The sequence below is a fragment of the Clostridiales bacterium genome, from assembly GCA_015243575.1.
GTDB lineage: Bacteria > Bacillota > Clostridia > Peptostreptococcales > Anaerovoracaceae > Anoxybacterium > Anoxybacterium hadale.
Genome location: CP042469.1, coordinates 4,175,592 through 4,196,987, shown reverse-complemented (window position 1 = coordinate 4,196,987; position 21,396 = coordinate 4,175,592). Strand labels below are relative to the sequence as shown.

The window sequence follows — 21,396 nt, the reverse complement described above, 5'->3', positions numbered from 1 at the left end:
CTTCATCATAATACCATGAGCAGCCATAGGGCACAATACCTTTTTCAAACTTTTCTGATAACTTAATATGCCCTCGTCAAGCAGACGGGGGCATATCATAAGCTTCCTTTGGGATTTTTTATTGCTGATACTCTAAAACACTTGAAACTTTGCGTGCTGTTACGTGTATTTAAATTAACTTTCCATCCAGATCGATTGTCCGTTTGCTTTCATTGCTGACAATAGCCTCTTCAATGAGCTTGATGGTGTTTCTCGCCTGCTGCGGGGTAACGGCAAGGGGCTCTTCGCCCACAAGGGCCCTATATACGCTGAGATAATACTGGCGATAATCGCCTCGTTCACTCTCAACGATCCCGTCCACGTTCAATCCGCCGATTTCTGTAGCAATTCTTCCGTATATAGCCTCAGGCTCCTTTCCCCAATCAACTTTGTTCAGCGGGGTCAATTCATTTACAAGATCTCCTTCCTGTACATCAAGTCCATACTTCACAAAAGAGCCTCGGTCTCCCAGCAGCGTATATCTGGGGGTCGGGATTTTTACAAGCATTCCTGATTTCAAGGTGACCTTAAGGTTGGGATAGTGGAGGATCAATTCAAAATTGTCAACGGTTTCCTTACATTCCCTCTGATTTCGAAGATCGGCTGTTACAGCCTGGGGAAGCCCGAAAAGATTTACTGCCTGATCAATGAGATGCGGTCCCAAATCGTAGAGCATGCCACAACCAGGTCCGCTTTCCTCTCTCCAGTTATTGCTCGTAGTGTTCTTGAATCTGTCAAAATGGCTCTCAAATTCAACGATATTTCCCAGTATTCCGCTCTCAATCAGTTTTTTCAAGGTCAGAAAGTCGCTGTCCCATCTTCTGTTTTGATAGACAGAAAGTACAGCATTTTTCTGCTGTGACAAATGAATGAGTTGATCTGCATCCTGAGAAGTAATGGTAAAGGGCTTATCAACCACCACATTTTTATTTGCCGCCATGGCTTCCGCCGCCAGAGGATAATGGAACTCGTTGGGGGTTGCAATCACAACCAGCTCGATGGAGTCATCCTGAAAAATATCCTTTACATCCGTTACAACCTCCGTATTGGGATACCTTCTGTTGATTTCCTCTCTATTTGCCTTGTTTTTGGTATAGATCGCCTTTAAATTAAACTCTTCAAGGCAATTGATAATTGGGGCATGAAATGCCCTTCCGGCCAGCCCGTATCCGATGACAGCCGCATTGATGGTTTTCATAGCAAATCCTCCTTTTATCCTTTGGGTATCTAAACGCTAATTTCTTGAGCTTTTTCTATGGTATTATTCCCTTTATCAACTGACTCTAACTTTATTTTACACGATATTTTAGAAAGCCATCCTCCATAATAAGGTCCAGCCTTCCTGTATCATGAAGGTATTCCACATAGGTATTCAGCATCCGTTCCAAGGTAAGATATCTGCTGACGCTTCTAATTGAAATCTTAAGCTTTTCCATAGCTGTTTTCATAATCTCTTCCCTGGTCATACTATGATCGATCAGAGAAAGTACACGCTCAGCATTCCTCTCATGCAGTTTTCGATTTTCGGAAACAAGACCTTTGATCTCATCATACACGCCTTTGTGGGCAACAATATATTTGCTGCAGCCTAATTCCAGAAGCTTATCATTACTCTTCAAGGCTTCCTTTAAAATATACTCATAGGGGAGCTTTGCCGGCTCCATTACATCTCTGCTCACCAAAGTATCTCCCAGATACGCAACATCATCCGGTGTAACCACGCAAATATGCGCCGGGCTGTGTCCCGGCGTATGCAAAATCCTGAATTCGACTCCAGCAATCTGAATTTTCTCCTGATCCTTTGGTATGCGAATATCTGCTTTGCAGATCATATGCCCCAGATTTTTCTTCACCTGAGCTAAAGTTTGACTGCTGTAATACACCTTGAGATTCACTGGCGAACTGCAGAGCAGCGCTTCCAGCTCCGACATAGCGACAACGCATTGATACTTCTCTTTGAAGTACTGGCAATTGCCCATATGATCCACATGGGCGTGGCTGCATAGAATCCCCACTACCTGATAACCGTTTTCTTCAAAAATCCCTTCCAATCCTACCCGGTCTGCTTGCGCCCATCCGGTATCCAGCAAAATGATGTCTCTTTCATTTATCATATAAAAAGGGATATAACTTATTCCGGTATCAATACAAAAAGTGTTCCCTTTTACCTTCCACAGCTCCACGTAACCAGCTCCTTTTGTCCTCTTAGCTTGTTCCAGTCCTGTTCTACAGGACAGAACAATTCAATTTCTTCCTTTTACTCCACAGAGAATGTAATTCATTTTACATGGAAAAGCGGAAACCTTCAAGTGGTTCTCAATTCGGCAGCTGTTTTTCTATGGATTTTCATTACGACCCAACTCGTGAATCACTCAGATACCAACCTCTTATCTCCAGTGATTTTCTGGATTGGCGCAATGTTCTGGGTTACTTCCAGAACCCCCAGATAATCACCGCCCTGACCCCTAACCGCGAAATACCGAATCAGAACAAACTTATCTCCAAGATGAATCCAGAAGTCTTCGCTGTCTTTGATACCGTTCTTAAAGTCCTCTACAAGCTTTTCGACGATGTGCACACTTGCAGGAGGATGGCAGTTGGACACTTGCCGTCCTATAACGGAAGGAGTCCTGTGAAAGATCCGTTCACTGCTCTGAGAAAAATACCGCACGGTATCGTCCTTTCCTACGAAGGTGATATCGATGGGAAGCGTATCCAGAATTGTCGTTAGTTCCTGTACGGTAAAGGAACCGGTAGGAAGCTGAATCAATCCAGCTTCATTTCTTTGGGTTTTCATTGCGTCAGAGGCATTCCGGGCGCGTTCAGCTGCTGGTTCTTCCTCCGGCGTCCATTTTCCCGGACTTTCAATGAGACAATACCCAAAGTCTCCGCTGTCCTCTCCAATCTGCTTCCACTCATCCACCGTAAGATTCTCAAGAAGTATCCCCAAGAGAATGTTTTCCTCTTTGAAGATCATGTCCGCTATCTTTACGAAGGTTTCGCTTATCGCAGACTGAAGCTCCTCTGCCAAGCTGCCGTTTTCTGCCGTTTTCAATACATTTTTGAGCATGGTCCGGATTTCATCATCCACACCCCACATGACCTTCGGCGGGGCGCTGATCCCGTATTGCTCCATATAGGGAAAGAATAAATTCTCCTTCTTTTTATAATGAATATCCAGTCCTTGATACAGGTTCTTCAGCAGGTCTGGGAGAACCTGAGAGGAAGCTGTTTTAATTTCCCCCATAAGGTTTTCCAAAGCCCGGTTTTCTGCCTTCAGTACATTAGCTGGGTGGCTGGGCAGTTCAGAGGGTTCCTCGCCGCGATGGATCTCCTCGATAGAGCCTTTAAAGACCTCCGCATGGACATCACAAAGGTTTTGAATCTCTTCGACTGCCATTCCCTCGTTTACAAGCGCCTGCTCCGCCTGTGAAATTTCTTCTGCCGAAACCCCTTCAAAGGCTTCCGCGAATTGGCTTTTCACTTCTTCTACAGTCTTTCCCTCATGGAGCTGTGCCAAAATTTTCTTTATGGTCTCGACTCGGAATTCCCGGTTGTTGATCAGTTCACTCATTTTCGCTTCCTCCCATTATGGTATACCCTTTATTTTCAAAGGTCTGTCGGATCACTTCCAGGGCTACATTGCGCATGGCTGCCCCCTTGGGTATGGTCATAAAACGCCCAACAGACTGGAGCATACCTGGCTTTGTTATTTCTGAAAAACCTAGTTCTGCAAGTATTTCCTCAACCTGAGGATCATCCTTACAAAGTTCGAAAACGCTCTTTGATAAATCCAGTTTTTTCTCTGACACCACAATCAACTCCTTTTTTATTGAATTACTAAGGTCAATCCAGTAACGGATAAAGTTCTGTTTCCTCCCGGCCGATCCGACCTGATAGAGCGGAAAAAATTTGTTTTGAAGCAGCTTCGAAACCGGCCATATCATGTCTTATCTTTGGTGCAGTGTTATAGCTGGCTTTGTATCCCTCAAAAGCGCCTGTTACGATCTCCATTTCCTCTCCGTACTGCTTTCCGAACCTTCTTAACATCGGATTAGCGCTGCTGCTGAGTGCTGGATATAAAAATTGATCCTCACTCATCAAATGCAGCTTCAGCTTTCCAGAGATGGTATTGATGCATCTGACTACCTCATCGAGATTTTTCTCTACCTCACCCCCGGCGATCTGTTCCAATATATATTTTGCTAATGTCAGTACATCTCTATGCTGTCTTTTTAAACTTTCCATATCCATTGCATTATTTTCTCCTTTCATTAACCCAAATTCATTTTGGTGTTTATCCTGTTAGTGTTACTGTACTATATAAAAGGATTGAGATTCGTTGCTTTTGCAACATCCGTTGAGAAAAATGGGAAAATCAACCACGTATAGTGCTATTGGGAAAAAAGGCAACGTCCCTTCAGGACTCCTACGCAAGCTGTGCTTGCTACGCTGTCCGTTTTTCCTTTGCAGCTGAAGCTGCGGAAAAAAGGCAACGTCCCTTCGGGACTCCTACGCAAGCTGTGCTTGCTACGCTGTCCGTTTTTCCTTTGCAGCTGAAGCTGCGGTTGTACTAGATAAAAAAGGATGCTTCTCCCTGGAATTCGATCATTCCGGTAGAAACATCCTTTTTAATTTGTATTACTGCGAAGAAGCGTTGATTTCGTGAAGGGGTGCCCAGATGAGCACACAAAATGACTTCTCGCTTCCCTTACCCAAAGCCTATAAAGAATCGCTGCTCTTACATGAAATCAGCCAAGGATCGGGGAAAGGTTCAATCATACCTTTGCTGTTGACTCTTGAAACCTCTATGTGCAAGGCCTCCGTGCGGGTCAGACCGTTCTCCTTCAGCAGGGAGGTCAGTGAGGACAGCACCTCAAAGTCCAGGGTATAGATTACGATATCCATGCTGGCATTGACCGCAAGAAGACTTTTAATCTCATCACCGATTCGCGGAGATGCAACAATAAATGCGATATCGGGAACGGGCAGCGACTTCATCGTCTCTTCATTCAGAGACTCAACCACCGTCACATTCTTTAGCCCGAATTTCACGATATTTTCTTCCATCGTTTTTCTGTCTCTGCTGTCATACTCCACGGCTACCACACTACCCTGACCTGTGATCATAGCAGCCTCAACAGCAATGCTCTCGCCGGAGATGATGCAGATATTGCTCCGGTCTCCTAAATTAAGCTTGTTTATAATTACCGCACGTACTTCGCGGCACACATAATGCACTGAGCCATAAGAAAAGCGGCTGTTCTCGATTCCAACCTGATAATTTGTTGCAGCATCGGGATTCAGAATCAGCATGGCAGCAGACGCGTTGATTCCCCGGTTTATCATGCTTGAAAGCTTATCATGCTTAATCTGGCCAGACGGGTCGGATCCTTCATTGTACCAGATATCACAGTCTCCCAGTTCCGCATTCCACATGTCGTAAAAAATATCTTGATGTCCCGCATCGGTAAATACCAAGACAGCACGATTGGTCATTACAGTGGGAATCAGATTCTTATTCTTTCCGGTGATATCAAGGATCTTAAGCTCGGCAAGACTGATGTCTGTATGTCCGGAAAAGTACTTTAGCCAGGAAAGTATTGTCTCATTTGAAAATATAATTTGTTCCACAGTCACATCCTCCTATTGAACAGCCGCCGGCTCTAAGTAGCCGGTGCGGAAGCAGCAGCATTGCTCTCATCGTAATCATCATACCATATTCCTGTGATCTGTGAAGTATATTTTATTCTATCGGGTCACCATCAGAATCCATCTGACCCGCAAGTTTGTCAAGCATGGTCAAAACTTCCGCTCTGGTTACAAAACCCTGACAGTGAAATCGGTTGTCTGGATAACCCTTCATAATTCCGTGTTTTATCATCGCATTGACAGAAGGAAGGCTCCAGTCGGGGATTTCCTTCCAATCCTCATATTGTTCTGCCTCGCTGTTTTCCGCAGACAGCGAAAACCCCATCTTCTTTGCAAAAATAACCGAGGCTTCCTGCCGCGTCACCTTTTCATTTGCGTTGAAGCTGCCGGTTTGATTTCCAGCAACATAGCCGGATTTGGCAGCAATTTCAAGTTCAGTGCGATACCATGCATGCTCTGGCACATCGGAAAAGGAAATCTCAGTCTTTTCTGTCTGATGAAAATACCGATTAATAATCGTAATAAATTCCGCCCTGGAGACTGCCCTGTCGGGACGAAAGGAACCATCGGAAAATCCCGTAATGATTCCTTCCTCCAAGGATTTATTGATTTGCGCTTCGGCCCAGTGCCCTTTCACATCGACCAAAGAACGATCGGCCAATGGCTTTGTTATAAAGTCTTTATAGATGGACTTCCAAAACTCCTCGGCAATGATCTGGTAACCTTCCACAGTTGGATGTGTATCTCCCGGAAGATAACGTTTCAAGTCTTGATCCATAACATCTTTGGTGTGAACATACGATACGCCCGTTTCAATGGCCACGCTGAGAATCCCATCATTCAGGCTGTTTATGACGGATTCCAATTCAGGCAGATAGGGATAAGCATTAAAATAACCCATCAGATAGATGGCTGGTCGGGAATCTGTATCAGCAGTGTTGATGTCATCGATGATCTGCTTTAAATTCCTTGTAATCTCAGGAACCTGCAGTGCAACTGCTGTTTTTAGGACTTCCAGATTTTCCGGCGATGGCTTCCTCCGATACTCTTTAAATTCATCCAAATACTGGATATCGTTAATTCCTACGTCCAGCGTTATAATATCTGCCTCTGCAAGGAGCCTGCGGATGGACGGCAGCTGCTGAAGCACATCTTCTGTTGTATATCCGGAAACGCCCTTCTTGCTGTATTCCTTCAAAATCCCAGCCTCTGCCAGCTTATCTTTGATGAAATCCGAATATCCATATCCCTCATGATCTCCGTAAGGCGTCTGACCGGAGGAATATGAGTCACCCAAAGCAACATATTGATAGGCACCAATACAAGAGGTCTCATACGTGCGGCTGATCAGCAGCACCGTTATGGATATGAATAACAGAATCATCATCAGTAATATCATTTCTGGCTTGAATCGCTTAACCTTCAGCAAAATAAACTCCCCCTTTTTCTGCTTTAACGCTTCTTTTTCAGCCGATCCCCGCACAGTATGGACTCCGTTAAGAAGAAATGCACGGGCCGTTTGTATTTTTCCAAATGCTCACCACAGTGATTTCTCAATGCTTTAATAAAATCTCTGCTATTGTTATGGGATGCAACCTGCACCTCCGCCGCTACGGTATTTCCCATAATCGGGTTTTTCTCACCATATACTCTTGCATCCAGGACGCCGTCAAGCTGAAGAAGGACACTTTCAATTTCTATGGGATATACCTTCTCGCCGCCTACATTGATCAAATCGGTGGTCCTGCCGAGAATTTTCAGATACCCGTCCTTAAGCTCTACACGATCCTTCGTGTCAAACCAGCCCTCTTCGTCGAAAGGAGAAGGGGCATTCAGATATCCTGTCATCGCAGACTCCGCTCTGATAAAAAGCACATCTTCCACAACCTTTGTTTCATATCCCTCACCCCCGATCTTCATCCATAGGGAGTCGGATCCCTCTGATTTGGTAGAGAGAATTCCTACTTCCGACAAACCGTAGGTTTGCTTGAAAACCGTATGAGGCAGGATCGCGGACAGCAGTTTCAACGTATGCTCGGGCATTGATTCAGTTCCGTAGGTAATTATTTTCAAGCAGGAGAGGTCATATCTTTCGTAGAGCTTGTTCAGCAACACCATATTTAGAAAAGTCGGTGTTGTAGGCAGTAACTCGATCCTTTCCCTTTCAATAACAGCACAAACGGCTTCCGGCATACGGCTTGGCGTAGTGACAATGGTTCCCCCATGGCTGATCGTGTGCAGCAGAGTATTAAATCCGCCGATGTGATCAAATAGCAAAAATGAAATCGTTTTTAAGCTTTTCCCCGGCCTTTTGAACTTTTCCAGCAGTCTCGACAGATCGTGAAGTGCGGCTTTCGGTTCGCCAGTGGTACCGGATGAAAAAAGGATTAATCCCGGGACACCCTTTTTTTTCAATTCGAGGAGCATCGCGTGATCCGCCTTCACCTCCGTAGTCCGAAATCGGATCTCATCCTGCCCATTCTCTTTGGCTCCGGCAAAGGTCCCAATGGCAGTGTCGCAGTCAAAGCCAGTGTCGCAGTCAAAAACATTTTCGCACTGAGCAATCTCAATCAGTCTGTGGCTGTTTTTCACCGTCTTAGAGATGGGTACGATGATGCAGTCTCGCTCGATTAAAGCCAGCAGCAGGGCAATGGCTTCTGCTGAATAATCAGCGTAAATACCGGTGACACTTCCAGACTTCACTCCATGTTCCTCTAAATACAGCTGGCAGGCCTTTAACTTTTGCTTGATGTCTTCATATGTATATGCTTTCTCCGGCGTAATTACTGCAAGATTTTCTTTACAATCCTCGAGGATGTTTTCGATAAAATCAATGTTCATCTGCAGATACCGCCTAAATAGATGATTTGCCCTGTTATAAAATCACTTTTGGGATTCATATAAAAATCGATGACCTGTACGATGTCCTCAAATTCAGCAAAGCGCCGGATTGCCTGCTGCTCCAGTATTTTTTCAAGCTTATGCTTGGGGACATTGGCAATCAGGTTGGTCTTTGTGGGCGCTGGTCCCACAGCATTCACAGTAATCCGGAAAGATCCCAGCTCCTTTGACAACACTTTGGTCAGGCTCTCGACTGCTGCTTTTGATGCACCGTAGGCCAATTCACCTTCCAGATTAAGGGGAACCGCTACCGTGGTAAAATTGATAATGCGTGGGTGCTCGGATTTCCTTAAGAGCCTGATGAATCCACGGGAGCAGGCAAATGCGCTCAGATAATTTATTCGCATCAGCCTTTCTGCTGAGCGGGGATCTGTCAGTATAAAATGGTTCATAGACGCTGCTCCCGCATTATTGATCAGCACATCTACAACGGGATGAGCGTTGGCAACCTCAAACGCAAATTTCTGAACCTCATCATAATTTGTCACATCCCCGAGGTAATGGCAAAAGTGCTCGTGCTCAAAATCCGGTTTGGTTCTGCTGCAGCCGATTACGGTATGATCATTTTCTATGTAATGCTTTACAAGCGCAAGTCCGATGCCCTTACTCGCACCGGTGATGACGATGACCATCTTGCTTCACCTCTATTCCGTTTCATGCAGGAGTCCTGTTACATAATCAGACAACGACTCGACGGAGCGGAATGGACTCCTTTCTTGTGAAAAGGCTCTGTCATTTACGATGAGGATATTCTTGCCTAGTCTGTCACTGATCAGATCTTCAAGAATCGCAATCAGAGTGACAAACGAGATGGATTCAAGGGCGGCGTTTACACCGATCAGCTTTAAATCCTCGCTGTACGAAATCTTTCTGTCCTCATCCAGCTGCTCGTTGAGCTCGAGAATAGCTTCCTGAATCAATTCTTCTACAGTCTCTTTCATTTGAGTTCCCTCCTTAATCTCTCTTATGAGTACTATCCCGTTTCCATCCGGTGATCTTATCGATGGCTGTAATCTTTAATCCGACGTTTCCCTCTGCAAGAGAATACGGCGGAATTTCCCTTTTAACCAATGTATGTGCTCCCACGATGGATCCGGTGCCTATGGTCACGCCCCGCTGCACTGTGATATTTGAAGTAAGCCAAACGGAATCCTCCAAAGTGACTTCAGCGTCATAATTGATCATATGTCCGTGCCGGTCTGTCATCTGATGGTGGTCACTGTCGTAAATCGTAATATTTCTGCCGAGCATGATATTGTTTCCGAAGGTTATCTTTTTCGAGCATACGATGACAGTACCGCAATTTGCGCTGAAAAAGCCCGATTGAAATACCCCATCTTGTTGAATATCAACCTTGGTGTTGTAAAACAGCTCGGCACCACCATCAGAAAACCACTGAGCATTTTGATCCATCTTCAGATAGGTTTCTGCCCTGGAACCTCTCAGCTTCACATCACCAAGCCGAATACTTCCGTTCTTAATCTGCAGTCTGGCGGTTTTGTGGATATTGATTACAGCGTTCTTATATGGGATAAGATAGCTGCCTCTTTGCCGTATGATGCTTTTGCTGATTATGTTGTAATAAAAGAGTTTGATTAAATCTACATAGATCAATAGATCCTTAATTTTGCGAATCATAGCTTCCTCCTGACGGTTTGGCAGAATGTTCTCACAAGCTGTACTGGCTGGGAAAGCGGAAGCCGCGTTCTAAGGCTGGGGAGCTTCTTCGTAAGATATGGAAACCGGAGCTTAAGGCATACGTCAACTGCCTGTGATACCTTCATCGTTTCCAACAGCTCATAGAACTGTTTCCCTCCTTCATCATCCAAATCGTTCATCAATAGGCTGGAATTACCCTCTGCTGCTTCTTCCAGCGATCGCCTTTCCCAGACGATGCCATCCTTGATTCTTTCAAACTGCAGCTCTCCTCGCCTGGAGTTCACGATGACAAGAGAAATGCCCTGAAACAGATCCTCCTTTTGTACGGATCCGATCCCCCAAAAGTCTCCGATGGTGATATCGGAAATGCGATTCAGTGATTTGTATTTGCAGGAAAAGCAGGAGGGTCTTGTAAACAGGCTTTTTTTCAGATATCCACGTACCCATGCATCATCCTTCCCCTGCCGGAAGTACTCCTTTCCATTTTGAAATCTGACGGAGAAACCAAGGCTCTCCCAGCCCAGACGCTTATTCTTCATATGAACCGATTTTACTGGTGACTGGTATTTCTCCTCAAGCTCAGAAAGATATCGGCGGTATACCTCAGGCGAATTAATCCCCCTGCAGACAAAGTCAACCGTTGTCAGCTTGTCATAAAAGGTTCCAAGAAAACTCTGCAATGCCGCGCTCTGACAAGGAGTACCGCAGAACAAAACCTCCACATCCCGATCTAAAAGGGATTTTATTTCTCGAAAAATTCCTCCGGTATCACTTTGGAAGTACTTCGATCCTATGAGCATTTCCAGTTCCTCCTGAGTCTGGCAAACCCAATGAAACGCTCCTTTCCAGTCTTCCGTATACCGGCAGGCTGCTACGGCACCGCCTCTGGCAAGGCAGTCTCCGGCCAGAGCGGAAAAAAGTCCGCCGGAGGTACTCCTCAATCTGAGCAGATTGTCTTTCACCCATGCAGCATACACTGTGGGGGGATTCATACTCCACTGACAGCGCAATGACCCGCCAAGATCTCTGTGGAAAAGGCATTTACCGGATTCAGGGCAGGCTTCGATACAAACACCGCAGCCAATGCATGTTTCAGGATCCACGACGGGGTACCAGAATCCTCTTTTATCGGTTGCAAAGGAAATTGCTTCGCAGGGACATAGGTCACCGCACATCTTGCAGCCAGTACAAAAGCTGGTTCCGATTTGGTCAATCATAGCACTTCCTCCTCATAACCAAGCGAATCAGCAGCTGCTTTCCTTTCCCTCCGTATAGAACAACCAGTTCCCGTTCGTAGGGATTCATTCCGAAGAACCACATCAACGGAAAATATGCCGCCGTATAGATGCACCCATTCAAAAGGATTGTAAGAACCGCCCCTTCTTCTCCCAGTCCCCTGAATATAAAACAGATTGCAAGGGCACAAATCGCCGGCATGGTCATTCGTGCAATCTCTCTCCAGAATCTTGGAATATCCAAATGAATGACTTTATAGTAGTAGATGTTCATAATGAGAACGCTTCCGAAAATCAGTGCAGCAGCAGTACCGACAGCACACCCGATCCCGCCGTAAAGCATCCCCAGCGGGATACTCAAAGCAATATTTACTACCGCCAGGATCAAATATGTAATGGAGCGAAACCGTTGACGGTTCTGTGCCTGGAGGATGCTGATTCCTGTATTTTGTACCAGAGGAATGGTCACTGGAATCATTAAGAGGCAAGCAATGAAATAAGCCTCTTCATAACCCGGCCCAGCCCATGCATCGATAAAATCTTGTCCCACGCACAAAAACCCACCCAAAATATAAGCGATAATCAAATACTGAATTCTTCCGATCTTGATAAAGAGTTCGGAAAAATCATGATCTGTTGCCCCGTTTGTAACCATGGCAGTAAGCTTTGGCAGGAATAATCCCGACAGAGCTGTAGAGAAGGCAAGGTAGTAGTTGTTGACCTGTATTGCAATGGCGTAAACAGCCACCGCGACGGTTCCCGAGACCACACCCAGAATAAAATGTCCGGAGCTCCAAGTGATTCTATCGACGATAATATTCAAGAATCCATAAAAGGAAAAGGCGCAAATCTCCATGAACAGCTTGAGATCCCGATGGTTGAAATAGAATTTAATCTTCAGCCTTGTGAGACAAAACCACATGTTGACCATGAGAATGCACAGGTTAATTACCGTCGTGGCTGCCGCCATGCCGACAGCCCGATATCCCATCAGCAGAAGTGGAATCAACACACAGGGTCCCAAAAGGATCCTAACGATGTTGATCAGATTGGCATAGATAAATTCCTCATATGCGCTGATAATGGAGCTGAAAATACATAGGGGGAAGGATACGGACAAGTTCAGAACCAGCAATAAGATAATGATTTTCGCTTTTCCAATTTCCTCCAAGGTCAAATGTGCAGCAAACATATTGTCCGCATTTAAATAGACCAGTGCTCCGATTCCTGCCGTCACCAGACCGATCAGGGTATAGATCACAAGAAACATCCCATTGAGATTGAATTCCTTTTCCTTATTATGTAACGCTTTGTATTTTGCCGTATACCTGATGACAGCGCTTCCAAATCCAAAATCGAGTACGGCGAGGTAGCCTACTACAGTCACTGCCAGTGAGTACAGTCCATATTCCGATTGTCCCATTTGAAACAGCATATATGGTGTATAAAGCAAGCTCACCAGCGTATTCAGAAAGAGAGATAGGTAGGAAAGAAATGCGCCGGCTTTTATTTGATCTGTCTTCAAAATCTGCTACCTTCCTTCCGCATTCGGTCCGCCTGAGGCAGTGTTGCCACAGCCGCAGGTTTGGTCTAGCGCTGCAATTTCCCGCAAGGCACTGACAATGCTCTTTTCCGCCGATGTATGTTTGTATTTTAAGGTTTTTCTGATGAGATCCAAGTTCGCCTCCAACTGATCCAGCATATGCAAGGTCCTCTCTCTCAGCTGGCGATCATCCATTTGTCTCACATCAAGGATGTAATCTCTCATGCCATAGCTCTCGCCTATGACCCCCCAGAACTTTGAACTGTAGGATAAAGTCAGCGAAGGCACGCCGCATTGGAGTGCCGATACGGAGCCGTGCATCCGGGCAGCAATCATAAAGTATGATTTTTTGATTAGTGCCCTAGCCTCAAATGGATATTGTTCATAATCAGCAATGAGAATTCTTCCGTGATGCTTTTCCTCCAGCAGCTCCTTAAGTTCTCTCACCGCTCTTCGGTCATCCACATGATCCGGCTTCAGTACATGGGCAAGGAGCAGCAGCTTTTTATCCGGATACCTGCGGAGAACCGCATCCAGCAGAAACAAATTAAATTGAATCCAACGTTCTCTGCTTCCTTCCCTGGTATACCGGTAAATCAGCTCACTGGGACAATAAGTGATATACGCCCCAGGCTGCGCAGGTAGTTGCTCCTGCCTTGCAGATGCTTCCTCCTGCCTTGTGAGGGGAAGCATGGCAAGGTCATCCATCGTTCCCACGTTGTTCAGACCCAATCCCTCCAGATAGTTTAAGGTCAAATGGTCTCTCGTGTAGATCCTATTCATTCTCGCAAGCAGCAATCTCATGATCGGTACACGAAAAGAGCGAAAGGGCCCCATTGTCTGACCCAGCATTACTACGCGAAGCCCCGCTTTTCTCAGAAGAACAAATTGAAGAGCATACACGACCGGGGCTTTCCATCCATAGTCCTCTGTAAAGTCGTCCCCGCCCAGAACCACAACTAAGTCAATCCTCCCGGCAAAATCTGAGACAGGCTTTTTCAAGCTGATCAGGCCAGGCAGATAATCATACCAGCGGAAGCCTTTCACAAACAGGGAATTAAATTCTACACCATGGATTTCGTCATACCGTGCCGCGTATTTCAATCTCTGAATATTGATCTCGTCGTCGGTTTCCACATAATACACATGTCGTTTACCGGATACCGCATTAAAATAGCGAATAAAGTTTTCCCCCATCATCATTGAACCGTAATTAAAGGTATTGGAACAATTAAAAATGTAGATATTCATCTGCAGCACCCTCCCGGAGATCCGGAAATCCTGTGCTCTTCACAGCTCTTCAAATTCCGATACAGACGATTTTGGTTCCTCTTTGCAGCCCAACGCTTTAGCGATACAATCGCTGCATAAAGTTCCGGGTGAATCAAGTAAAGCCTGCATTTGATCCGGTATCGATCAAATCCCTTTCCTTCTCTGCGATACCTCCTGAGACTCCTCACGATTTTTCGCTCCAGATTGGGATAGAGTTGATCCAGCTCGTTCAGTATTGGGCGGATCTTCCAACCCTCTATACAGGAGTCCAGACTGTTGAAATAATTTTCCACCAGCAGCCTGGTTCTGACTTCGATGGCAATTTCTAAGAGCTCAAGGTTTCTATCCGTGCCCAGGGAATGGACAATCCGTTCCATTGCATCGATAGCGTCAAATTTTCGGACATTTCGGCTGAATGAAACGGAGTCCTTCCTTTGAACATAGAAAAGAAGACTCTCGTTAATAAAAGTGACTCCCTTCGCTTTCGCCAGAGCTTTCGCCATAAACTCCTGATCTTCACCGTTGCTGCAGCCTTCTGTATACTGCAGTTGATTTTGATCAAGAAATTGTTTTCGATAGGCTGCGCTGCCGGTACAAATCCACATGGATTTATGGAGAAAAACATTTTTCAGTGCTTCTGTTCCTGTAATGCTTGCAGGTATGGTTCTATAGGATTCAAAATAATCTTTCAAAAGGCTTCCGTTTTCATCCACCGTCCGATATCCCCAGCAGATGACATCTGCCTGCACTGACCCTTTTGCTTCCTCCAGAGAACAGGCTTCCAGGAATCGTATGGTGAGATTGTCCGCTACATAATCATCACCATCCAGAAACAGAACATAGTCACCCGATGCCTCAGCTAAGCCTCTATTTCTGGCAGAGCTTACACCGCCGTTTTCTTTGAGGATCACCTTGTATTCAATATCATTTTGGTTTTCAAGAACCTGACAAATCAATCGTTCCGTTCCATCGCTGGCTCCGTCATTTACAACAATGATTTCAAATTGTTTATCTCTTTGACAAAGCAGCGATCTCAGCGTCCTCTCTATGAAGGCCTCTACGTTATACGCAGCAACGACAATGCTTAGCTTCATGGGTACTCTTTGTCCCCTTCCGTCCGCTTCCTTTTATTAGGACAGCGATGATTCATTCCTTGTGCTCATCTGATTCGTTAATTTTTCGCTTGGCGCTCCAATATCTTTTCATCTTTTGGGATATCCTCGGCACGAGACCTATGAATCTGACCAAGCGGAATCCCTGGAGTTCCACATCGATCACCTCCCATGCTTCTGAGGAGTTATAGGTGTGAACACCTTTGATCTTATGAACACCTTTGATCTTATGCGCACCTTTGAGCCTTGTCTCCGGCTCCAGATAAATGTCATTCTTCGTAATCATCCCGCACTCTTCTTCGCTGTAAGTATTATCATGATAGGAAGCTCGGTTCAATATGACCGCCTCTCCATAGGTTCTTGTACACAATTGGGAAGGGCGATAGTAGGATGATTGAAACCGAAACACCTTGCCTGCAGGCCGTTTACGCCCATTGACGTCGTCAATCTGACAGATGGTCCTCCATAGCTTATCCTGTCTTTGAACCACCTGAAGGGTTCCTTTGTTGAATCGTTCCCATAGATAGAGGAACAGACATAGATCCTTGAGAGCATCCAAATCCGCGTCATGTCCAATTTCTGACGCAATCACAGTCGGTTCTGCCGTGAGTGTAGTCAGCTCTGCCACAATCACAGTCGGTTCTGCCGTGAGTGTAGTCAGCTCTGCCGTAAGCGCTGTCGTTTCTGCCGTAAGTGCAGTCGGTTCTGCTGTGCGTTCAGGAAGATCTGTGCGTGCAGTCATATCTGCCGGGAGCACAGTTGTGTCCACCGCACCTACGCCTTCAATCAGGATTCTGTCCCGCTCCCACAGATCGGGGAAACACCTTGCACGATACCTGACAATCTGACCGGCTTCTCTCGATTCCGGAATCAGGTACCAGCTTTCCTTCTCCCTGTATACGCAGGGGTAAGAAAGATGAAAAGGCTCTTCCATTATGATATGTATCCGTCCCGGTTTCTTGACTCCTATTTCCCGATAACCTATGACACCTTTCCGTTTCATTCTGTCGTAAGCCTCAAAAAATACATAGGTTCTCTCTCCCTCTTCAACGAGGAAGGGATCTGCACACCAATAGCGCAGAGTATTTTTCAAAAGGTAGAACTTCTGTATTTCGGAATTCAAAATTGTGCCGTCCTGCTTCATGCGATAGGCCACTGCCCATTCTGCTTCCGGAACTTTAGACAAGATCTGTCTGATTGAGTTCCCCACTTTGATCAATCTCTTTTTCAATGCAATCATCACTTTGATCAATCTCTTTTCCAATAGAATCGTCCCTTTGATCGCCCTCATTTAGCTTCACCGGGATCAGGCAAAGTAAAAAAGTAATCCAGACAGGCTTAAAAAACGCATAGGCTGACAGAGTCATCAACGCCGCAAAGATACCGGTCAACCCACCCAGCAATACAGAACCTTTCCGAATGGCCCGCCGATACAACTGAACAGCCAGGTTCAAATAGAGTATCAGCCCAATCAATCCCCCATCCATGAGAGCTTGAAGGAATTGGTTATGCATGGTATTTCTCATAAAAGTAACTCCGAAAGGACCATAGCCGAATATGAGCCGGATATTACCGGAGAAGATGTCCTGAAAGGCCGCTGTCCAAATCATAATTCGATCGCTTCCTTTGTCCGCAATCATGGATGTCAGATGAAACCGTTCCAAAACCCCTTGAGGCATAGAGGATATGATGAAATGAACAAAGGCAAGATATCCCACTGCAGCCAGAAGCCCCAGCAATATAAGTTTCTTCACAGATGCCCTGGTTGCAGATGCCCAGGTTACAGCGGCAGCCGCTGCGGCAGCCATCAGTCCTCCTCTGGAGCCCGTTGTGAGGATGCAGTAAAAGATCACCAGCAGCAGAAACACGTATAATACGTTTGCCATCTTTAACGGATTTCGAAGCAGTCTTGTAAGAATAATCGCAATAGTTATATAAAAATATGCACAAAATTCATTGGGATCTGTCATACCCGAACCGAAGACGATGGAGATCCTCCCCCCGTACTCGATCTGCTGCCCTGCTCCTCCAAAAAACAGAAACAGACAAATCAATGAAGTGAGGATGCAGGCATTTTCAACTATTCTGAAATCACCCTCTTTAATTCCCATATTTGCAATCACAAGTGAGATCAGCAGAATTTGTACCAGCCCCGCTGCAATGTTAAAGCTCGCTTCAAAATTGGTTGACCAGAGGATGCTTGCCGCCGTATAGAGCACATATGCCGTCCATGCACGCGCCAAAGGGTTTGTAAATTGGATGACTGCATCCTCAGCAATCAGCAAAAGAACGCCGAGAACCAGAATCAGCAGACTTATGAGTTTCATGATTGAACCAATTCCCTGAAGGCCAATCATGCCAAGTGGGGCAATTATAATATAAGCAAGGAGCAGCCAAACATGATACCGGTAGTATCGTTCCCTCTGACTCTGATCAAATTCTTTATTTGAAATTTCATCGATGGACCTCTCATGAATTGATTGCATCATACGCCATCCTCTTTTCCGACGAATCATCGGGCTTGCCGGTCAGGTACAGACTTTGGTATCGGGAAACGCAATTCCTAAGATCCAATTCCACTGCCTTTTTTCTCGATGCGGCACCCATGGATTTTCTCATCGCTTCATTTTCTGTCAAAAGAATCATGGCGTCAGCAAGCGCCACCACATCACCTACAGGAGTCACCATCCCGTTATATCCTGTTGTAACAATATCCACTACCCCTCCCGCTGCAGTGGTAATAACGGGCAGTCCGCATGCCATAGCCTCCAGTACTGACAAAGGCAGCCCCTCCAGGTTGGATGACATGATATAGACATCCGCCTTGTTCAGATGGTTAGCAACCCTGTCGGTAATGCCCTGAATCACGATCTTTTTCTCTAGGCGATAGACTGCTATCTGTCGCTCCAGCATTCCTCTTAATTCACCGTCTCCCAGGATGTTGAGGCGGATATTAGGATGTCTTGCGTGGGCGATTGCAAAGGCATCAATCAGAAGTTTATGGTTTTTTACGTGGTACAAGATCCCTGTGCTGATGAATTCCACCGTTTTACCAAACAAAATCTCTTCTTCCAGGGAATTTTCACGGCACTGCGAATCGGGAGACATGACCAGCGCCCGGGCAGAAGGCCGGAATGCCTTTGTATCTACACCATTATAAACACAGGGGATACTCCGATACGGAAGCCTGTATTCCCTTGCTATGGTGTCCTTAACAAAATCACAGATTGCCACAGGCGTAAAACGGAACACCGTAAATGCAAGTCGATACAACTGCTTCTTCAGCCCCTCTGCAGTAAATCCCGCCGGATTATGGAAGGTAAACAGTCTTGTCTCCGTGCGATAGAAGGTAGCAAAAACCATTACGTAAAGGATTGTACTCAGATTGGTGTGTATAATTTCCGGTCGTCTTTTAGAAAAAAATCGATTGACCTTACGCAGCGTTTCAATTCTGTTTCGCCCTGACAGATCAAGTACCTCAATTTGATTCGCCTGTAGAACCGATAGAAATTTATTTGAAGCAAAGCCATTGGGAATGATGCCAGCTAAGGTTGCAACAGTGACATCAAACACCTTTCGATCCATGTTTACCGCAAGATCCACAACAAACTTTTCGGCGCCTCCGGTGATCAACGTCGGTGTAAAGAGAACAACCTGTTTCATAAACAGCTCCTTTTTAAATACGTGATTCCGTGTCAAATACCCTTTTATTGAGGATTGTGTTCGAAATTACGGCCTTGAAATCCCTTCGTATATTTGAAACAACTGATTCATAACCGTTCCTGCAGTATAATAGTTTCTCACCTTTTCCTGGTTCCAGTGCCCCATTTGCTGCCGCAGGTTTTTATCTCCAAGTGTCAGAATCGCTTCTGCTGCCGCATCGGCATCATCCGGGGGAACTAAAATTCCTCCGCTTCCTTCGATCATGTCCGGAATCGCACCAACGGCGGCGGCAAGGATAGGCAGACCGCAAGCCATAGCCTCCAAGACAACATAGGGAAACCCTTCTGTCCTGGTGGGAAACATCAGCAGATCCGCTTTCAGCATCGCATCAATGACACGAGCATGTTCGACTTCTCCTGTCAGTTCAACATTGTCCGGCTTTGGAAGGCACCGAAACGCATTCGTTATAAAACCAAGTAATTGAAACTTAATATTAGGGAATCTCCGAGCTGTTTCATAGATTGTATCGCAGCCCTTTTCTTCCTCAACCCGCCCCACAAACAAAATTGTTTGGACTGCATCCTTCTTCAATTCTTCATCGGAGTCTCTGAATTGAATCTCTTCAATTCTGGTAATCAATTCTTCCGTTACAAAGTTTGGAACCGTAATGCTCTTCCTGCTGCATAGATCCCATAGAAACCGTTCAGACGTTTTATTCAGGGTGAGAGTGCTGTCACTGATTCTTACAATTTGCTTTAGGAAGTAGACATCTGTTTTCCCTGCAATCATCGTCGGCAGATCGCAATGAAATTGGGTCACTAACCCCGCCCCGCCCCTTTTTGCTACAGAAGCCAGAAGATAGTCCTTAATCAGTGATCCAAAGCGCCCGCATGCGCAGTTCAGGTGGACGACGGGAGACTTCTCCGCTCGTAATTGCCGCTTCAAATCAGTCTGAATCCTGCAGAATCGTTTGAATTCGTTGGACGGCAGCCTGCGGTAATATGCTGATATCCTGCAGCCGGTAACCGCCGTATTTACAACGCAGATGCGGTTTAATCCTGCCTTGCCGCTTTCCATGTATTTCAAGGTCCAGCTGGCCATCCCACCCGACGGCGGCGGCAGCGGTGCCAGGAGAATCACATTCATTTGCGCCACACGACACGGTTAACGTAATCGGTATAGGACAAAATAATTCTCAAAACTTTGTCAGAGACATTTGGGATGCTGTAATCCGCCACCCTTCTAAGGGTCCCTTTGTGCTGTGTCTCCAATATTTGAAGCCCCTGCAGAATCCTTTCTTTCCCAAGTCCTGTCATCATTACGGCAGCTTCCTCCATGGCTTCCGGCCGTTCATGAGCTTCTCTTATATTCAGCGCCGGAAGTCCCAGAATTGAGGATTCTTCACTGATGGTTCCGCTATCGCTGAGGACTGCTTTGGCTTTCGTCTGCAGACGTACGTAGTCACTAAAGGACAGGGGTTTCGACAAGAGGATCAAAGGGTCAAATTCGATATTTTTCTCCTCGATTCTTTTTCTTGTTCTAGGATGGGTACTGACAATTACAGGCATTTGATAACGCTCTGCAATTGCATTTAGACTTTCCGCCAGTTTTACAAAGTTCTCCTCCGAATTGATATTTTCCTCTCGATGGGCGGAAACCACAAAATACTGATTTTCCTGCAACCCGTGCAGATCCAGTACCGGGGAGGCCTCAACCTGCTCAATTCTTGACTGAATCACTTCCAGCATTGGGCTTCCGGTCTTTATAACCCGATCCGGAGGAAGGCCCTCCCGAAGCAAATATTCTCTTGAAATATCGCTGTAGGTCAGGTTAATGTCTGAAATATGATCTACAATCCTCCGGTTCGTCTCCTCCGGGACTCTCTGGTCGAAACAGCGGTTGCCTGCTTCCATATGGAAAATCGGGATATGCTTTCGCTTTGCCCCAATTGCACAAAGACAGCTGTTTGTATCTCCCAATACCAAAAAAGCATCCGGCTTCACTTGCTCCAGCACTCCGTCGATTTTGATTAGGATATTTCCGATGGTCTCCAGCGCCGTTCCCGTAGCTGCGTTAAGGAAACAGTCTGGTTTCCTCAAATTAAAATCTTTGAAAAACACCTCATTCAACTCGTAATCGTAATTCTGCCCCGTGTGAACCAAGGTGTGCTCCACAACCTCACACTGGTCCAGCTTCTTGATCACGCAGGACAGCCTTATAATTTCAGGTCTTGTTCCTACTACAGTCATTACTTTCAATTTTTTCATTGCTTACCCCCTTGAAAAGATACAATACGCCTGAAGCGCTGAAATTCAATCCT

At 45.8% G+C, this 21,396-nt stretch carries 20 protein-coding genes; all 20 read right to left on the bottom strand.

The features are described from left to right. Positions 1-169: 169 nt before the first annotated feature. Complete coding sequence (locus FRZ06_18405; protein ID QOX65181.1) at positions 170-1,237, bottom strand: oxidoreductase; 1,068 nt, start codon at positions 1,235-1,237, stop codon at positions 170-172. A gap of 91 nt (positions 1,238-1,328) precedes the next feature. Next, positions 1,329-2,222 carry an MBL fold metallo-hydrolase gene (locus tag FRZ06_18400; GenBank protein QOX65180.1) on the bottom strand — a complete coding sequence of 298 codons (894 nt, stop codon included), beginning with the start codon at positions 2,220-2,222 and terminating at the stop codon, positions 1,329-1,331. A 185-nt stretch (positions 2,223-2,407) separates the two neighbouring features. Then, positions 2,408-3,613 (bottom strand): DUF438 domain-containing protein, encoded by a 1,206-nt coding sequence (locus FRZ06_18395; protein QOX65179.1) that lies wholly within the window; start codon positions 3,611-3,613, stop codon positions 2,408-2,410. Then, on the bottom strand, positions 3,606-3,986 hold the full coding sequence (locus FRZ06_18390) for a DUF1858 domain-containing protein (GenBank protein QOX65178.1): 381 nt from the start codon (positions 3,984-3,986) through the stop codon (positions 3,606-3,608). Before FRZ06_18390 ends, FRZ06_18395 begins: the two co-directional genes overlap by 8 nt. Beyond that, complete coding sequence (locus FRZ06_18385; GenBank protein ID QOX65177.1) at positions 3,886-4,314, bottom strand: hemerythrin domain-containing protein; 429 nt, start codon at positions 4,312-4,314, stop codon at positions 3,886-3,888. Before FRZ06_18385 ends, FRZ06_18390 begins: the two co-directional genes overlap by 101 nt. 447 nt (positions 4,315-4,761) lie before the next feature. Then, a complete protein-coding gene (locus FRZ06_18380) occupies positions 4,762-5,673 on the bottom strand; it encodes a precorrin-6B methylase (GenBank protein ID QOX65176.1) in 912 nt (303 codons plus the stop codon). Between the two features lie 112 nt (positions 5,674-5,785). Then, positions 5,786-7,120, bottom strand: a complete 1,335-nt coding sequence (locus tag FRZ06_18375) for a hypothetical protein (GenBank protein QOX65175.1) — start codon at positions 7,118-7,120, stop codon at positions 5,786-5,788. Positions 7,121-7,143: 23 nt separating this feature from the next. Next, on the bottom strand, positions 7,144-8,532 hold the full coding sequence (locus FRZ06_18370; protein ID QOX65174.1) for a long-chain fatty acid--CoA ligase: 1,389 nt from the start codon (positions 8,530-8,532) through the stop codon (positions 7,144-7,146). Continuing rightward, positions 8,529-9,224: an SDR family oxidoreductase gene (locus FRZ06_18365; GenBank protein ID QOX65173.1), complete on the bottom strand. Its 696-nt coding sequence runs from the start codon at positions 9,222-9,224 to the stop codon at positions 8,529-8,531. Before FRZ06_18365 ends, FRZ06_18370 begins: the two co-directional genes overlap by 4 nt. 12 nt (positions 9,225-9,236) lie before the next feature. After that, the gene (locus tag FRZ06_18360) at positions 9,237-9,533 is read right to left on the bottom strand and encodes a hypothetical protein (protein ID QOX65172.1); all 297 of its coding nucleotides are present in this window, start codon (positions 9,531-9,533) and stop codon (positions 9,237-9,239) included. 13 nt (positions 9,534-9,546) lie between these two features. Next, positions 9,547-10,230 carry an acyltransferase gene (locus FRZ06_18355; GenBank protein ID QOX65171.1) on the bottom strand — a complete coding sequence of 228 codons (684 nt, stop codon included), beginning with the start codon at positions 10,228-10,230 and terminating at the stop codon, positions 9,547-9,549. Continuing rightward, entirely contained in the window at positions 10,227-11,468 is a 1,242-nt protein-coding gene (locus tag FRZ06_18350) for a 4Fe-4S dicluster domain-containing protein (protein ID QOX65170.1), read from the bottom strand. Before FRZ06_18350 ends, FRZ06_18355 begins: the two co-directional genes overlap by 4 nt. After that, a complete protein-coding gene (locus tag FRZ06_18345) occupies positions 11,461-13,011 on the bottom strand; it encodes a polysaccharide biosynthesis protein (GenBank protein QOX65169.1) in 1,551 nt (516 codons plus the stop codon). The genes FRZ06_18350 and FRZ06_18345 overlap by 8 nt, the downstream gene beginning before the upstream one ends. 6 nt (positions 13,012-13,017) lie before the next feature. Continuing rightward, positions 13,018-14,280: a polysaccharide pyruvyl transferase family protein gene (locus tag FRZ06_18340; protein QOX65168.1), complete on the bottom strand. Its 1,263-nt coding sequence runs from the start codon at positions 14,278-14,280 to the stop codon at positions 13,018-13,020. Beyond that, entirely contained in the window at positions 14,277-15,395 is a 1,119-nt protein-coding gene (locus FRZ06_18335) for a glycosyltransferase family 2 protein (protein ID QOX65167.1), read from the bottom strand. The genes FRZ06_18340 and FRZ06_18335 overlap by 4 nt, the downstream gene beginning before the upstream one ends. A 52-nt stretch (positions 15,396-15,447) precedes the next feature. Then, the gene (locus FRZ06_18330; protein ID QOX65166.1) at positions 15,448-16,623 is read right to left on the bottom strand and encodes a hypothetical protein; all 1,176 of its coding nucleotides are present in this window, start codon (positions 16,621-16,623) and stop codon (positions 15,448-15,450) included. After that, on the bottom strand, positions 16,592-17,902 hold the full coding sequence (locus tag FRZ06_18325; protein ID QOX65165.1) for an O-antigen ligase family protein: 1,311 nt from the start codon (positions 17,900-17,902) through the stop codon (positions 16,592-16,594). Before FRZ06_18325 ends, FRZ06_18330 begins: the two co-directional genes overlap by 32 nt. Further along, complete coding sequence (locus FRZ06_18320; protein ID QOX65164.1) at positions 17,883-19,076, bottom strand: glycosyltransferase family 4 protein; 1,194 nt, start codon at positions 19,074-19,076, stop codon at positions 17,883-17,885. The genes FRZ06_18325 and FRZ06_18320 overlap by 20 nt, the downstream gene beginning before the upstream one ends. A 66-nt stretch (positions 19,077-19,142) precedes the next feature. Continuing rightward, the gene (locus tag FRZ06_18315; GenBank protein ID QOX65163.1) at positions 19,143-20,222 is read right to left on the bottom strand and encodes a glycosyltransferase; all 1,080 of its coding nucleotides are present in this window, start codon (positions 20,220-20,222) and stop codon (positions 19,143-19,145) included. Next, on the bottom strand, positions 20,219-21,343 hold the full coding sequence (locus FRZ06_18310) for a UDP-N-acetylglucosamine 2-epimerase (non-hydrolyzing) (protein ID QOX65162.1): 1,125 nt from the start codon (positions 21,341-21,343) through the stop codon (positions 20,219-20,221). The genes FRZ06_18315 and FRZ06_18310 overlap by 4 nt, the downstream gene beginning before the upstream one ends. Positions 21,344-21,396 lie beyond the last annotated feature (53 nt).

Bases quoted from the DNA above. Each gene is read 5' to 3' on its own strand.
- FRZ06_18405 (QOX65181.1), bottom strand. From the start codon at position 1,237: ATGAAAACCATCAATGCGGCTGTCATCGGATACGGGCTGGCCGGAAGG.
- FRZ06_18395 (QOX65179.1), bottom strand. From the start codon at position 3,613: ATGAGTGAACTGATCAACAACCGGGAATTCCGAGTCGAGACCATAAAG.
- FRZ06_18390 (QOX65178.1), bottom strand. From the start codon at position 3,986: ATGATATGGCCGGTTTCGAAGCTGCTTCAAAACAAATTTTTTCCGCTC.
- FRZ06_18385 (QOX65177.1), bottom strand. From the start codon at position 4,314: ATGAAAGGAGAAAATAATGCAATGGATATGGAAAGTTTAAAAAGACAG.
- FRZ06_18370 (QOX65174.1), bottom strand. From the start codon at position 8,532: ATGAACATTGATTTTATCGAAAACATCCTCGAGGATTGTAAAGAAAAT.
- FRZ06_18365 (QOX65173.1), bottom strand. From the start codon at position 9,224: ATGGTCATCGTCATCACCGGTGCGAGTAAGGGCATCGGACTTGCGCTT.
- FRZ06_18360 (QOX65172.1), bottom strand. From the start codon at position 9,533: ATGAAAGAGACTGTAGAAGAATTGATTCAGGAAGCTATTCTCGAGCTC.
- FRZ06_18355 (QOX65171.1), bottom strand. From the start codon at position 10,230: ATGATTCGCAAAATTAAGGATCTATTGATCTATGTAGATTTAATCAAA.
- FRZ06_18350 (QOX65170.1), bottom strand. From the start codon at position 11,468: ATGATTGACCAAATCGGAACCAGCTTTTGTACTGGCTGCAAGATGTGC.
- FRZ06_18340 (QOX65168.1), bottom strand. From the start codon at position 14,280: ATGAATATCTACATTTTTAATTGTTCCAATACCTTTAATTACGGTTCA.
- FRZ06_18335 (QOX65167.1), bottom strand. From the start codon at position 15,395: ATGAAGCTAAGCATTGTCGTTGCTGCGTATAACGTAGAGGCCTTCATA.
- FRZ06_18325 (QOX65165.1), bottom strand. From the start codon at position 17,902: ATGATGCAATCAATTCATGAGAGGTCCATCGATGAAATTTCAAATAAA.
- FRZ06_18320 (QOX65164.1), bottom strand. From the start codon at position 19,076: ATGAAACAGGTTGTTCTCTTTACACCGACGTTGATCACCGGAGGCGCC.
- FRZ06_18315 (QOX65163.1), bottom strand. From the start codon at position 20,222: ATGAATGTGATTCTCCTGGCACCGCTGCCGCCGCCGTCGGGTGGGATG.
- FRZ06_18310 (QOX65162.1), bottom strand. From the start codon at position 21,343: ATGAAAAAATTGAAAGTAATGACTGTAGTAGGAACAAGACCTGAAATT.